Here is a 13,222-nt window from a genome sequence, read left to right as displayed (position 1 = left end):
TTGAGCCGATCCCGAACGGGCGCGGCGGCTCAGTTCAGCTGGAAGTGAAGCTCGTAGCTGCCGTCGACGAAGGCGCCGAACAGGTCCGGGATGTCGGGGTGATCCACCGGCTCGCCGGAATAATCGGCGACCAGGTTCTGTTCCGACACGTAGGCCACGTAGAAGCTTTGCTCGTTCTCGGCCAGCAGGTGGTAGAACGGCTGTTCCTTGGCCGGTCGCGCCTCTTCGGGGATGGATTCGTACCACTCCTCGGTGTTGGCGAATTCGGGGTCCACGTCGAAAACCACCCCCCGGAAGGGGTGTTTGCGGTGACGGACCACCTGGCCCAGATTGTATTTCGCGCGCTGTCTATGCATGTGTGCCTCTGCGCTTAATGTAGTCCGCTTCCGTCCGGCTGTCCAATCGGTGGCCCGGCGGGGCGGGAAACACTCTGTGAACCCCAAGTCATACAGTGCCCTTTCGTGGACATGCCAGCCCCCGGCGGATCGACCCCGCCGAAAACGTGATCGCGCGGGCGCCCTTGGGCATTTCGCCGCACGTCCACATCGTCTATGCTAAATGAAAAAAAAGACGACCAGAGCATGAGGCAACATGAGCAGATGGCTTCGCGCATTGGTGATCGTCCTTCTGGCGGCGTCCTGTGGCGGCGGCGGATCGGGGACGGCACCGCGCAACCTAGACGACGCGTGTGCGATACTCGGGGAACGTCCCGGCTATTACCGCGCCTTCCGTAACGCCGAACGGCGCTGGGGCGTTCCCGTTCCGGTCCAGATGGCGACGATCTACCAGGAAAGCAAGTTCATCTCCGACGCGCGCACGCCGCTGCGCTACACGTTGGGGGTGATCCCGGTCGGGCGGCAAAGCTCGGCCTTCGGCTACAGCCAGGCGCTCGACGGCACCTGGGACGAGTATGTCGAGCAAAGCGGCGGCTGGCGGGCGCGCCGCGACGATATCCGCGACGCGACCGACTTCATGGGCTGGTACATGGCCGCCACCACGCGCGAGCTGGGCATCCCCCTGAGTGATGCGCGGCGGCAGTACCTGGCCTATCACGAAGGGCGGGGCGGCTATCGCAGCGGCTCGTACAACGCCAAGAGCTGGCTGTTGCGCGTGGCCGACGAGGTCGGTCGCCGCGCCGTCACCTACGACATCCAGCTTCGGAACTGCCGGCACGCGCGCTGACGCGCGTGCCGTCGCTTCAGTTCACCCGCTGGGGATCGAACACGCTGTTTGGGATGTTGGCGGTCTTGCGCAGACCGCCCAGGGCGACGGTGGTGGCACCGTTGCCGTCCTCGATCACCCACTGGCGCAGCTCGACCGGATTGTCGGTGAACTTCAGCCGGATGCGGCCGTATTCCGGGCGCTGGGGATCCTGCGCGGTGACGATCGTCGCCGTGCCGTCGTATTCGTGCCCGACGACCATGCCCGCGCGCGTCAGGTCGACGTTGCGGTCGAGGATGATCGACAGCGGCGTCTGGCTCAGCGGGTAGGTGTTGGGCTGTGCGCCGGTCTTGCGGTCCATCACGTAGACAGCGCCCGCCGAAGCCAGCACCAGCGCCTGTTCCGGCGGGTCGTAGTCGAAGCGCACCTTGCCCGGGCGCTTGATCGCGAGATCCCCGGTCGAGATCGTGCCGTCGGCGTTGATCTGGGTGAAGTCCGCCTCGGCCGAGGAGATCGAGTTCAGATAGGCCGAGATCTCGCCCAGCGAGAGCTGGTCGGCGCGTGCGGCGCCGGTCATGGCAAGCACGGTGGCGAGGGCGGTCAGGATGAGTCGCGGCATGGTGGGTCCTTCCTGCGGGTTCGGCGCTGTCGTGGCACGGCGGCTGGCGTCATGCGATAACACGCCCGTTCAGGCAGATATCGGCAGCCGTCCACACGCGATCAAGCCCGCGGCGGCCGCGCGGGTTCCGCGCGGCCTGACCCCGCCGCCCTAGAGGTGCCGCTTCAGCGCCGCCAGCAGCGCGTCCACCGCGCCCTGTCCCGTCGACCAATCGCAGACGAATCGGCCCGGGATCAGCCCGTCCTCTTCGGCGAAGGTGTGGTAGACGGCGCCCTCGGCCTTCAGCGCGTCGTGCACGCGCGCGGGCAGGTGGGCGAACAGCATGTTGGCGTGGGTCTCGTTCTCGATCTTCACGCCCTGCGCCTCGAAGCCCGCGCGCATCATGTCGCAGGCGGCGTTGGCGCGCTTGGCAAGCTCGAACCACAGGTCATCGGCCAGGTACGCCTTCATCTGCGCCGCCAGCATCCGGTGCTTCGAGAACAGGTGCCCGCCGCGCTTGCGCCGTTCGGCGAAGCCGCGCGCCAGCGCCGGATCGAAGAAGATCACAGCCTCGGCGCCCAGCAACCCGTTCTTGGTGCCGCCGAAGACCGCCACGTCGACGCCGGCCTTCCACGACATCTCGGCCGGAGTGCAGCCCAGCTTGACGCAGGCATTGGCGAAACGCGCGCCGTCGAGGTGCAGCGGCAGGCCGGCCTCTTTCGCGACCGCCGACAGCGCCGCGATCTCGTCGATGGTCAGCACGTTGCCGCCCTCGGTCACGCTGGTGATCGACACCGCGCCGCCCACGGGGCCGTGGATACCGTTCGCCTTCGACGCGGCGATCGCGGCGCGCAGCGTCTCGGGCGTCATCCGGTCGCCGTGCGGCACGGGCCACAGCTTGGCGCCGCCGGTGTAGAATTCCGGCGCGTTGCACTCGTCCACGTGGATATGCGCCAGCTCGGCGCAGAAGATCGAGCGGTAGGGCTCGCACAGGCAGGCCAGCGCCAGGCTGTTGGCGGCCGTGCCGGTCGGCACCAGGAACACCTCGGCCTCGGGCGCCTCGAACAGGGCGCGCAGCCCGTCGCGGACCTCGATCGACAGCGCGTCGGTGCCGTAGCCCATCGCGTAGCCGTCGTTGGCTTCGGCCAGCGCCTCGAGGACCGAGGCATGGGCCGGGCCGCTGTTGTCGGATGCGAAATGCATGGGGGCGTCCTTTCAATCGTCTTCGATGATGTGGTCTTCCCAGTCCTCGTCCGCCACCTCGAATTCCGACACGGTGCGGTGCTGCATGCTGATCCCCGCCTCGTGCACGCTGTCGGCGCGCCCCGAGATCAGCGGGTGCCACGGCTCGAGCGCGCGGCCCTGCCACAACCGCTTGTAGCCGCAGGTGTCGGGCAGCCAATAGGCGTGGTCGCCGATGTTGCGCGGCGTCATGACGATGCATTCGGGCACGAACTGGTGCCGGATCGGGTATTGCGAGCACCGGCAGGTGCTGTCGTCGAACAGCCGGCAGGCGACGCGCGTCAGCGCGACCTCGCCGGTGTCCTCGTCCTCGAGCTTGTTGAGGCAGCATTTGCCGCAGCCGTCGCACAGCGCCTCCCACTCGGCGCGGTTCATCTGGTCCAGCCGCTTGCGCTCCCAGAAGCGGGGGGACAGCGTGTCGTCGCTCACAGGGCCTCCAGCACCGCGCGGGCGCGGGCGCAATCGGCGTCCATCTGCGCGATCAGCGCGTCCAGCCCGTCGAATCGCGCCTCGGGGCGCAGGAACTCGACCAGCGCGACCGACAGCGTCGCGCCGTAGAGGTCGCCCGAGAAGTCGAACAGGTAGGTCTCGATGTTGGGAAGGTTCTCGCCGAACATCGGACGCACGCCGACCGACGCCGCGCCGTCGTAGCGGCCCACGTGCGGCCCGTCGCGCACGTCGACCAGCACCGCGTAGACGCCGAAGCGCGGCGGGTGCAGGCCGTCGATGCTCATGTTCGCGGTGGGAAAGCCCAGCTCGCGGCCGCGGCGTTCGCCGCCCAGCACCGGCCCCTCTATCCGGTGCCAGTGGCCCAGCAGGTCGGCCGCGTCGCCGGGCCGGCCCTCGGACAGGGCAGTGCGGATCGCCGTGGACGACACCTGCTTCTCGCCCTCGTGCAGCAGCGGCGCCACGGTCACGCCGAATCCCATCTCGGCGCCGAAGGCGGTCAGCGCCTCGGCGTCGCCGGCGCGGCCCTTGCCGAAGCGGAAGTCGCCGCCCACCACCGCGTGGCGCAGGCCCAGCCCGTCGCGCAGCACGCGCGCGGCGAAGTCGCGGGGGCTGAGCGACGCGAGATCCGCGTCGAACCCGACCTCATAAAGCCGCTCGACCCCCAGCTTTTCCAGCCGCGAGGCGCGCGCCCCGCGCCCCATCAGGCGGAACGGCGCCGCGTCGGGCTGGAAGAACTGGCGGGGATGCGGCTCGAACGTGACGACGCCCAGCGGCGCGTCGGGGCAGGCGTCGCGCGCCAGGCCGATCACCGCCTGGTGGCCCCGGTGCACGCCGTCGAAGTTTCCGATCGCGGCGCTGGCGCCACGATCTTCGGGGGGCACGTCGCGATGATCACGGCAGATGCGCATGGGCTGCGGCTTAGCCGCCCGTGGGGACGCATGCAAGCGCGCGAGGGCGCCGCCCTCAGCCGTAATCGCGTTCGCCGAAGATGGCCGACCCGACGCGCACATGGGTGGCGCCGAAGGCGATGGCTTCCTCGAAATCCGCGCTCATCCCCATCGACAGGCCGGCCAGCCCGTTGCGCTCGACGATCTTGGCCAGCAGCGCGAAATGCACGCTGGGGGTCTCGTCCACCGGCGGGATGCACATCAGCCCGCGCACCGGCAGGTCGAGGTCGCGACACTCGGCCACGAAGGCGTCGGCATCGCCGGGCAGAACGCCGGCCTTCTGGTCCTCTTCGCCGGTGTTGACCTGCACGAACAGCTCGGGGCAGTGGCCGATCTCCTGCGCGATGCGCGCGATCGTGTTGGCCAGCTTCGGCCGGTCGACCGAGTGGATGACGTCGAACAGCTCCATCGCCTGGCGCGTCTTGTTGGATTGCAGCGGCCCCACCAGGTGCAGCTTCACCCCTTCGTAGCGCGCCTTGAAGTCGGGCCACTTGCCCGCCGCCTCCTGCACCTTGTTCTCGCCGTAGACGCGGTGGCCCTGCTCCAGCACGGCCTCGACGCGTTCCAGCGGCTGGACCTTGGATATCGCGACCAGCGTCACGCTGTCGGGCGCGCGCCCGGCCTCGGCGCAGGCCTGTGCGATGCGGTCGGTGATCTCGGTCAGTCCCATGGCTCGTCTCCCCAGGCGTCGATGAAGGGCTGCATCTCGGTCTCGTACTTGCGCCAGGCCTGCCGGCGGCCGCTGTGGATCGGCTGGCGCACCTGCGCCACGCTCAGCGTCTTCACGCTGCCCGTCTCCGACGCGGGGTCGAGGCAGGCATCCTCCCAGTCGAGCCCCGCCGCCGCGATCAGCGCGCGGGTCTGCGCCTCGGGATCGGCGACCAGGTCCTCGTAGCGGATCTCGTGCAGGGCCCCGGGCAGGCGCGCGCGCCAATGGGCGATGGCGGCGCGGAACGCCTTGATCGCCTCGGCGATGTCGGGCAGCGCGTTGGCATAGCGGTGCTGGCCCAGGCGGAACTGGTTGCGGTAGATCGACAGCGCGATGTCGCGCGGATCGCGGTGCACCACGACGATCCGCGCGCCGGGCATGCCGCGATGGATCAGGCCCAGGATCTGCTCGGTCATCATCGCCTTGTCGGTCACCACGCCGGTGGTCGCGCCGGTGTCGCGCGCGGCAAGGCGCGCCCAGTCCGCGGCCCAGTCGGCCAGCGCGTCGTCCCGGATCTCGGCCAGCGGCGCCATCGAGGCGGGGGGGCCGAAGCGCAGGCGCGCGCGGCGCAGGGCGTGGCCCATCTCGCCCCCGGCGGCGGCGGCGCCGTGGCGGGCGATGATCCGCTCGACCAGCGTTGTGCCCGAGCGCGGCATGCCGACGACGAAGACCGGGCGCGGCTGCATCGCCGGCCCCCGCGGCGCCAGGTCCGCGCCGTCCTGCGCGGCGATCGTCGCCGCCGCCTGCTCGGCCCGCGCGACGGCATCGTTCGGGGCCAGCCGCGCCTGCGCCGCGTTGGCGACGTCGAGGTAGCCGAAGACCCGGCGCGTCTCGCCCAGCTGCTCCATCGCCTGCGACAGCGCGAAGCCCAGATTCATGCGCCCGGTGTCGTTCAGCCGCGGATCCTTCCACAGCGCCAGCATCTGGCGCAGGACCGGGTCGGTCTTGCTCACCCGGCGCGACGTCATCAGCAGGCGGTAGAGGTCGGTCTCTGTCCGGTGACGCTTCAGCAGCCTGAGCAGCGCGCGCTCGGCCGCGTCGAACTGGCCCAGCGATTGGAGCAGGTGCGCCTTGTCGGCCTGGTAGCGGACGGATTTCGGATCGCAGGCGATGGCCGCGTCGCTGGCGCGCAGCGCCTCGTCGCCCAGTCCGAAATGGCGCAACCGCGCGGCCAGCGTCGACCAGGCGCGGGGGTCGCCGGGCAAAAGCTCGGTCACGGCGCGCAGATGCGACAGGCAGGCGTCGCGGTCGCCCTGCTCGAAGGCGATGGTGGACAGGTGGATGCGGGCCTCGGCGAAACGCGGCTCGGCCGCGAGCAGCGTGCCCCAGGCCTGCGCGGCCTCGTCCAGCCGGCCCTGCGCCTGCAGGTCACGGGCGCGCGCGATCGCAGCCGCCCGGTCCGTCGTGCCAGCCTTGTCCGTGATGCCCGGCCGCATGCGCGCCCCCGTTGTCCCGGGGTCTGGTTACGCAACGGCCGCGCAAAAGAAAAGAGCGGGCACAAGGCCCGCTCTTCCCTTAGCCGATAGGCCGGTGTCCTTAGAAGGACATCGACAGACCAACCGAGTAGTTGTCGGTGTCGAAGTCTTCGCCGTCGAAGTCGATGTCGCTCTGGGCGTAGCCGGCCTGTGCGACGAGACCGCCGCCGAGGTCGTAGTTCACGGCCAGTGCGTAACCGTCGACTTCCACGCCGTCGATGCCGAAGCGGTCGTCGTACTGCGAGTAGCTCAGGCCGAGCGACAGGGCGTTCATGGTGTAGAACACGCCGACGACGGTGCTGGTCTCGGTCTCGGTGTCGAAGGTGTCATCCGAGTACTCGGCTTCCGAGTAGTTCAGGATGCCGGTGATGCCGTTGTCGGTGCCCAGCGAGAGGCTGATACCGGTAACCGACTCAGCTGCCGCGATGGAACCGGCGTCGTAGGCTTCTTCAACGCTCGTTGCGAGACCCAGCGCTGCGGATGCCAGGATCAGCGAGTCGTCCGAGTAGTCCTCGTCACCCTGCTGGTGGCCGATGCCGACGCCCAGGTTCAGGCCGCCGATGTTGCCGGCGTAGGAGAAGCCGATACCGTAGATGGGCTCGTACTCGCCTTCGTCGTCCATCTCGACCGACAGGAAGCCGGTGAAGGCGTCGAACGAGTAGGAGAAGCGTGCGATCTGACCGTCGTAGTCACCGTCGAGGCCGGTGTTCGCGTTGAACGCGGTGTACTCGGTCTCGGTGTCGTCGATGGTGCCGACCAGGGCTGCTTCGGTCATGGCCGCGTCGAACGCGCCGTCGGTGTCGCCCATGTCGAGGCGAGCGCCGCCGAAGGCCAGGAACCAGGTGGCGCCGCCGTCGTCGGTGCCGTTGGCGTTCGCGCCTTCGTCCAGCTGGACCGACGCGCCGAAGGTCAGGCCGTTGTCAGCTTCACCGGACATGGTGAAGGTGACTTCGACGTCCGTCCACAGCTGGTCGACGCCATTCTCTTCGGTCGCGGTTGCGTAACGGTCACCGCCGACGATGCCGACTTCCGCGGAGCCCGAGACTTCGACGCCCTGAGCGGACGCGATGCCTGCGGTGGCAACCAGTGCAGTGGTCGCAAACAGGATCTTTTTCATGGTTTCCCTCATGTGTTCAAAGGCACGTACCAAACCGGGTTGCCGGTCTTGATGACGGTTCTATGCGCCCTGCGGCCTCGCCTTCGCAACCCTTGGGCAAACCGGCCCGTTAACAAGCGATTTTGTGATGCGCAATTGCCACAAACCCGCCGGGGACGCGGCGGGACGCGCGCGGCGCGCCGTAGAACAAGCGCTTGTCGGGCCGCGACCTTTCTCGTAGGAAGACGCAGGGTTCAATGGCGATCGGGGGCCACATGCGGCGCATGCCACACGCTCTGGGCATCGGGATGACGGCGGCTTTGCTGCTGTCGGGATGCGGGATGTTCACCGGCGACCGGTCGCGCGCGCCGGTCGATACGCCGCCGGCCGACGAGATCCTCGACGACATCGTCTATGGCGACCAGGGCCCGCCGCGCTCGACCATCTGGGACCTGTTCCGCGAACGCGGCGATCAGGGGCAGGTGGGCGCGGTCAACCGCTACATCTGGAACGCTGCGCTGCAGACGCTGGACTTCCTGCCGGTGCAGTCGATCGATCCGTTCACGGGCGTGATCGTCACCGGCTTCGGCACGCCTCCGGGCGGCGGTCAGGCCTACCGCGCGACGATCTACGTCGACGACCCGGCGCTGGACGCGCGCTCGCTGAACGTGGCGCTGCAGACCCGGTCGGGCCCCGTCGCGCCCGAGACCGTCCGCGCGATCGAGGACGCGATCCTGACCCGCGCGCGGCAGCTGCGCCAGCAGGACAGCCGGCTTTAAGCGAAGCGGTAGCCGGGGGCGCTGCCCCCGCCGATCCGCGCACGCCGTTCGTCAGATATTCTCGGACCGAAGAAGCGGCCGGCGCGGTTCAGTCGCGCGGCGGGCGCGGATCGAGGGCTGCGAGGCCTTCGACCCAAGCCATCTGCGCGGGCAGGCAGACGGTGTCCAGATCGTAGTGATCCAGCACATGGCGTCGCGCGGCGGCACCCAGATCCGCGCGCCGCGTGGGATCATCCAGCAGGGCGCCCAGCCGTTCGACCAGCGCCCCGCGATCGAAGAAGTCGGTCAGTGCCCCATTCTCTCCGTCGGTGATCGCCTCGCGCACCGGGGCGGTGTCGCTGGCGAGGATGGCGCATTCGGCGGCCATCGACTCGAGCAGCGACCAGGACAGCACGAACGGATAGGTCAGGTAGACGTGCACGCTGCTGACCTGGAGCATCGACAGGTATCGGTCATAGGGCACGCGGCCGAGGAAGTGCACGCGCGCCCAGTCGGCATCGGCGATCCGCGGGCGCACCTCGTCGAGGAAGATCTGTTTCCACGTCCGGCCCTGCGGCGGCTTGGCGCCATAGCTCGTGTCCTCTCCGCCCAGCAGCACGACGTGGGCGCGCGGGCGGCTGCGCAGGATGTCGGGCAGGGCGCGCATGAAGACGTGGTAGCCGCGATAGGGCTCGAGGTTGCGGTTGATGAAGGTCACCACCTCGTCGTCTCGGGTCAGCGTAAGCTGGTCCGACACAGCCAGGCTCGCGCCGGGGTCAGGTCGCACCACCGCGGTGTCGATGCCGTCATGGGCGACGGTGATCCGGGCGCGCACGTCGTCGGGATAGGTGCCGGCCTGGAAGCGCGTGGGCGACAGGCCCGCATCCATGATCTCGGCGTGCAGGCGGTTGTTGAGGTTCTTCAGCCGCAGCCTCAGCGCGTCGGTGGCCGGATCGCGGGGCGCAAACTCGGGGTCGAAGGCGGTGAAATCCGGCGTCGCTAGGTGATAGAGTTCGCAGTAGAGTCCCAGCCGCGCGCCGGGCCAAACGTCCTTGAGGAACAGGCTCTCGCCCCAGCCGTGATGCGCGCAGATGACGTCGGGCGCGTAGCCACTCTCCTTGAGCGCGACGGCGGCGGCGTGGCAGGACTGGCCGCGCAGGACCTTGGTCTCGAAATCCGCAAGCCAGGGATGGATGTCGCGCGTGCTGGCGCCGTGGACCTTGTAAGGCAGGACGCGCACGCCGTTCCACACCTGCGCCTCCTTGACCCGGCAAGTCAGCGCGGTGACCCGGTGGCCGGCCCGCACCAGCGCCGGGGCGAGGTGCTTGAACTGCCCGGGGAAGTTCTGGTGGATCAGCAGGATGTCCATGCGGGCGGCTCCCTCGCGGCGCGTCGCCCCGTTGTGACACGCGCCCCGCGCCCCGCCAATGCCGCCGGGCCCGCGCGGGAATCTCCGCGGCGCCCGCGCCACAGGCTGGACCCTGCGCCCGCATCCGCCTATCACGCGCAGCACGCACAGCCCGCCGAAGGATACCCGCATGTCGCGCTACGACCCCGCCTCGATCGAGCCGAAATGGCAGGAAGCCTGGGAGCAGGCCGGAACCTTCCGCGCCGAGATCGTGCCCGGCCGGCCGAAATACTACGTGCTCGAGATGTTCCCCTACCCGTCGGGGCGCATCCATATCGGCCACGTGCGCAACTACACGATGGGCGACGTGATCGCGCGCCACCGCAAGGCCAACGGCTTCAACGTGCTGCACCCGATGGGCTTCGACGCCTTCGGCATGCCGGCCGAGAACGCAGCGATGGCCAGCGGCGGGCACCCCAAGGACTGGACCTACGGCAACATCGACACGATGGTGAACCAGATGAAGCCGCTGGGCTTCGGGCTGGACTGGTCGCGCATGTTCGCCACCTGCGACCCGGAATATTACGGCCAGCAGCAGGCGCTCTTCCTCGACTTCCTCGAAAAGGGCCTGGTCTACCGCAAGAACGCGGTCGTGAACTGGGACCCGGTCGACATGACGGTCCTCGCCAACGAGCAGGTGATCGACGGCAAGGGCTGGCGCTCGGGCGCGCCGGTCGAGCGGCGGGAACTCACGCAGTGGTTCTTCCGCATCTCGGACTATTCCGAGGAATTGCTGGGCGCGCTCGACGCGCTCGACGACTGGCCGGCCAAGGTCAAGCTGATGCAGGCCAACTGGATCGGCAAGTCGCGCGGCCTGCAGATGGCCTTCGGCCTGATCGACGGCCCCGAGGGCCACGACCGGGTCGAGATCTACACCACCCGCCCCGACACGCTGATGGGCGCCAGCTTCGTCGGCATCTCGCCCGACCACCCGTTGGCGCGCCAGCTGGAAAGGGACGACCCCGAGCTTGCCGCCTTCAGCGCCGAATGCCGCCGCATGGGCACCTCCGAGGAGGAGATGGAGAAGGCCGAGAAGCGCGGCTACGACACCGGTCTGACGGTGCGCCACCCGTTCGACACGGCGTGGGAACTGCCGGTCTACGTCGCCAACTTCATCCTGATGGATTACGGCACCGGCGCGATCTTCGGCTGCCCGGCGCATGACCAGCGCGACCTCGACTTCGCGCGCAAGTACGACCTGCCGGTGAAATCCGTCTTCGTGCCCGCGATGGGCGAGGAAGGCACCTACATCCTGCCCGAGGACGGCGGCCCCGCCTACGTGCCGCCGAAGCCCGAAACCGTGCGCTACGTTGCGGGCTTCGCCGGAGAGGAAGCGCAGACCGCCGACGAGGCGATCGACGCGGCCATCGCCTTCTGCGAGGACAACGCCGTCGGCCGGGGCGTCACGCGCTTCCGCCTGCGCGACTGGGGCCTGTCGCGCCAGCGCTACTGGGGCTGCCCGATCCCGGTGGTGCATTGCGACACCTGCGGCGTCGTCCCCGAGAAGAAGGAAAACCTGCCGATCGAGCTGCCCTACGACGAGGGCGGCCAGCCGATCGACTTCTCGATCCCCGGCAACCCGCTCGACCGGCACCCGACCTGGCGCGACTGCGCCTGCCCGAAATGCGGCGCCCCCGCCCGGCGCGAGACCGACACGATGGACACGTTCGTCGATTCGTCGTGGTACTTCGCCCGCTTCACCGCGCCCCGTGCCGCCACGCCGACCGACCTGCCGGCGGCGGAATACTGGATGAACGTCGACCAGTATATCGGCGGGATCGAGCACGCCATCCTGCACCTGCTCTACTCGCGCTTCTTCGCCCGCGGGATGCAACTGACCGGCCACCTGCCCGACAAGTGCATCGAGCCGTTCGATGCCCTGTTCACCCAGGGCATGGTCACGCACGCGATCTACCAGACCCGCGACGCCGCGGGCCGCCCGGTCTACCACTACCCCGAGGACGTGACCCTGCGCGACGGCGGCGCGTATCTCGCCGACGGCACCGAGGTCGAGGTCATCCCCTCGGCCAAGATGTCGAAGTCCAAGAACAACGTCGTCGACCCGGTGGCGATCATCGGCACCTACGGCGCCGACACCGCGCGCTGGTTCGTGCTGTCCGACAGCCCCCCGGAACGCGACGTGGAATGGACCGCCGCCGGCGCCGAGGCCGCGCACAAGCACCTTGCGCGCGTCCACCGCATGGCGGCCGAGATCGCCGACAGCGACGCGCCCTCGACCAACGAGGACGAGCCGCTGCTGCGCGAGATGCACAAGGCGATCCGCGACGTCACGCTGGGCGTCGAATCCTTCGGCTTCAACGCCGCGATCGCGCGGCTCTATGCCTTCACCAACAGCTTGGGCAAATCCCGCGCCGGGGCCGAGGTCAAGCGCCAGGCCGCCCGCGCGCTGGCGCAGCTGATGGCACCGATGACCCCCCACCTGGCCGAGGAGATGTGGCAGATGCTGGGCGGGCAGGGCCTTGTCGCCGACGCCGACTGGCCCGTCGCGGACGAGGCGATGCTGGTCGAGGACAGCGTCACCCTGCCGATCCAGGTCAACGGCAAGCGCCGGGGCGAGATCACCGTGCCCGCCGACGCGCCCAAGGAAGAGGTTGAAAAGGCCGTCCTCGCGCACGAAGCTGTCATGCGCGCGCTGGATGGCGGCGCGCCGAAGAAGCTGATCGTGGTGCCGGGACGGATCGTGAATGTGGTCGTGTGACGGACGGATGAACAGGCGCGCCTTCGGCCTCGGGCTTGGGGCGCTGAGCCTGACCTTGGCCGGCTGCGGCTTCGCGCCCGTCTACGGGCCGGACGGCGCGGGCGGCAAGCTGCTGGGCGAGGTCGCGCTGCCGGTGCCCGACGGGCCGCTCGACTATGTCTTCAACCGCCGGTTCGAGGAGCGGCTGGGCCGCGCCGGGCCCGATGGTGCATACGCGCTGCGCGTCGCCATCGCCACCGACGAAGAGGCGCTGGGCGGCACCTCGGCCGGGGCCACGACGCGCTACCGCATCGCCGGCGAGGCGCGCTTCACCCTGATCGATCCGGTGACCGAGCGCATCCTGGTCAGCGACGCGACGCAGGCCTTCACCGGCTACTCGGCCACCGGCTCGACCGTGGCGACGCTGGCGGCCCGCCGCGCGGCCGAGGAACGGCTGGGCGTGCTGCTGGCCGACCAGGTGGTCGACCTGCTGGTGCTGACCGCACCGGACCTGCCGGCGTGACGTCCGGGCGCCCGAACCCATGACGCGGCCGCGATGAAACTGACGGGTCGCGACGCCACCGCCTTCTTCCGCGCGCCCGACCGCGACGCCGCCGGCCTGCTGATCTTCGGCGACGACGCGATGCGCGTGGCCCTGCGCCGGCAAGAGGTCGTGGCCA

Annotated in this window: 13 protein-coding genes; 4 read left to right on the top strand and 9 right to left on the bottom strand. The window is 69.4% G+C overall.

From position 1 onward, the window contains the following. Window positions 1-29: 29 nt before the first annotated feature. Complete coding sequence (gene hspQ / locus ACFDTC_RS15150) at window positions 30-356, bottom strand: heat shock protein HspQ (RefSeq protein WP_375259723.1); 327 nt, start codon at window positions 354-356, stop codon at window positions 30-32. A gap of 235 nt (window positions 357-591) precedes the next feature. Between hspQ and ACFDTC_RS15145 the strand changes: the two genes are divergently transcribed. Then, entirely contained in the window at window positions 592-1,182 is a 591-nt protein-coding gene (locus tag ACFDTC_RS15145) for a lytic transglycosylase (RefSeq protein WP_375259722.1), read from the top strand. A 16-nt stretch (window positions 1,183-1,198) separates the two neighbouring features. On the opposite strand, the gene ACFDTC_RS15140 is transcribed toward ACFDTC_RS15145, so the two are convergent. The 7 genes from ACFDTC_RS15140 to ACFDTC_RS15110 all read right to left on the bottom strand — a co-directional run bounded on the left by ACFDTC_RS15140 (window position 1,199) and on the right by ACFDTC_RS15110 (window position 7,699). Beyond that, the gene (locus tag ACFDTC_RS15140) at window positions 1,199-1,780 is read right to left on the bottom strand and encodes an outer membrane lipoprotein carrier protein LolA (RefSeq protein ID WP_375259721.1); all 582 of its coding nucleotides are present in this window, start codon (window positions 1,778-1,780) and stop codon (window positions 1,199-1,201) included. A gap of 150 nt (window positions 1,781-1,930) precedes the next feature. Beyond that, complete coding sequence (locus ACFDTC_RS15135) at window positions 1,931-2,962, bottom strand: threonine aldolase family protein (RefSeq protein WP_375259720.1); 1,032 nt, start codon at window positions 2,960-2,962, stop codon at window positions 1,931-1,933. Window positions 2,963-2,974: 12 nt separating this feature from the next. Beyond that, window positions 2,975-3,430, bottom strand: coding sequence for a YcgN family cysteine cluster protein (locus tag ACFDTC_RS15130; protein ID WP_375259719.1), 456 nt, complete (start codon window positions 3,428-3,430; stop codon window positions 2,975-2,977). Continuing rightward, window positions 3,427-4,359, bottom strand: a complete 933-nt coding sequence (locus tag ACFDTC_RS15125) for a bifunctional riboflavin kinase/FAD synthetase (RefSeq protein WP_375259718.1) — start codon at window positions 4,357-4,359, stop codon at window positions 3,427-3,429. The genes ACFDTC_RS15130 and ACFDTC_RS15125 overlap by 4 nt, the downstream gene beginning before the upstream one ends. A 55-nt stretch (window positions 4,360-4,414) precedes the next feature. Next, window positions 4,415-5,068, bottom strand: coding sequence for a YggS family pyridoxal phosphate-dependent enzyme (locus tag ACFDTC_RS15120; RefSeq protein ID WP_375259717.1), 654 nt, complete (start codon window positions 5,066-5,068; stop codon window positions 4,415-4,417). Continuing rightward, window positions 5,059-6,543: a sulfotransferase gene (locus ACFDTC_RS15115; protein WP_375259716.1), complete on the bottom strand. Its 1,485-nt coding sequence runs from the start codon at window positions 6,541-6,543 to the stop codon at window positions 5,059-5,061. Before ACFDTC_RS15115 ends, ACFDTC_RS15120 begins: the two co-directional genes overlap by 10 nt. A gap of 100 nt (window positions 6,544-6,643) precedes the next feature. Next, entirely contained in the window at window positions 6,644-7,699 is a 1,056-nt protein-coding gene (locus tag ACFDTC_RS15110; RefSeq protein ID WP_375259715.1) for a porin, read from the bottom strand. Between the two features lie 263 nt (window positions 7,700-7,962). On the opposite strand from ACFDTC_RS15110, the gene ACFDTC_RS15105 reads away from it, so the two are divergent. Next, window positions 7,963-8,457: a DUF3576 domain-containing protein gene (locus ACFDTC_RS15105; RefSeq protein WP_375259714.1), complete on the top strand. Its 495-nt coding sequence runs from the start codon at window positions 7,963-7,965 to the stop codon at window positions 8,455-8,457. Window positions 8,458-8,545: 88 nt separating this feature from the next. Here ACFDTC_RS15105 and ACFDTC_RS15100 read toward each other — a convergent pair whose 3' ends face one another. Continuing rightward, on the bottom strand, window positions 8,546-9,805 hold the full coding sequence (locus tag ACFDTC_RS15100; protein WP_375259713.1) for a glycosyltransferase: 1,260 nt from the start codon (window positions 9,803-9,805) through the stop codon (window positions 8,546-8,548). 169 nt (window positions 9,806-9,974) lie between these two features. Between ACFDTC_RS15100 and leuS the strand changes: the two genes are divergently transcribed. Beyond that, entirely contained in the window at window positions 9,975-12,563 is a 2,589-nt protein-coding gene (gene leuS, locus ACFDTC_RS15095; RefSeq protein ID WP_375259712.1) for a leucine--tRNA ligase, read from the top strand. Between the two features lie 7 nt (window positions 12,564-12,570). Continuing rightward, window positions 12,571-13,065 (top strand): LPS assembly lipoprotein LptE, encoded by a 495-nt coding sequence (gene lptE, locus ACFDTC_RS15090; RefSeq protein ID WP_375259711.1) that lies wholly within the window; start codon window positions 12,571-12,573, stop codon window positions 13,063-13,065. The last annotated feature ends 157 nt before the right edge of the window (window positions 13,066-13,222 follow it).

It is taken from the genome of Citreimonas sp., from assembly GCF_042096055.1.
Classification (GTDB): Bacteria; Pseudomonadota; Alphaproteobacteria; order Rhodobacterales; family Rhodobacteraceae; genus Citreimonas.
The sequence above is the reverse complement of the archived record's forward strand: the minus strand, read 5'-3'. Positions and strand labels throughout refer to the sequence as shown.

Bases quoted from the DNA above. Each gene is read 5' to 3' on its own strand.
- hspQ (WP_375259723.1), bottom strand. From the start codon at position 356: ATGCATAGACAGCGCGCGAAATACAATCTGGGCCAGGTGGTCCGTCAC.
- ACFDTC_RS15145 (WP_375259722.1), top strand. From the start codon at position 592: ATGAGCAGATGGCTTCGCGCATTGGTGATCGTCCTTCTGGCGGCGTCC.
- ACFDTC_RS15140 (WP_375259721.1), bottom strand. From the start codon at position 1,780: ATGCCGCGACTCATCCTGACCGCCCTCGCCACCGTGCTTGCCATGACC.
- ACFDTC_RS15135 (WP_375259720.1), bottom strand. From the start codon at position 2,962: ATGCATTTCGCATCCGACAACAGCGGCCCGGCCCATGCCTCGGTCCTC.
- ACFDTC_RS15125 (WP_375259718.1), bottom strand. From the start codon at position 4,359: ATGCGCATCTGCCGTGATCATCGCGACGTGCCCCCCGAAGATCGTGGC.
- ACFDTC_RS15120 (WP_375259717.1), bottom strand. From the start codon at position 5,068: ATGGGACTGACCGAGATCACCGACCGCATCGCACAGGCCTGCGCCGAG.
- ACFDTC_RS15115 (WP_375259716.1), bottom strand. From the start codon at position 6,543: ATGCGGCCGGGCATCACGGACAAGGCTGGCACGACGGACCGGGCGGCT.
- ACFDTC_RS15110 (WP_375259715.1), bottom strand. From the start codon at position 7,699: ATGAAAAAGATCCTGTTTGCGACCACTGCACTGGTTGCCACCGCAGGC.
- ACFDTC_RS15105 (WP_375259714.1), top strand. From the start codon at position 7,963: ATGCCACACGCTCTGGGCATCGGGATGACGGCGGCTTTGCTGCTGTCG.
- ACFDTC_RS15100 (WP_375259713.1), bottom strand. From the start codon at position 9,805: ATGGACATCCTGCTGATCCACCAGAACTTCCCCGGGCAGTTCAAGCAC.
- leuS (WP_375259712.1), top strand. From the start codon at position 9,975: ATGTCGCGCTACGACCCCGCCTCGATCGAGCCGAAATGGCAGGAAGCC.
- lptE (WP_375259711.1), top strand. From the start codon at position 12,571: ATGAACAGGCGCGCCTTCGGCCTCGGGCTTGGGGCGCTGAGCCTGACC.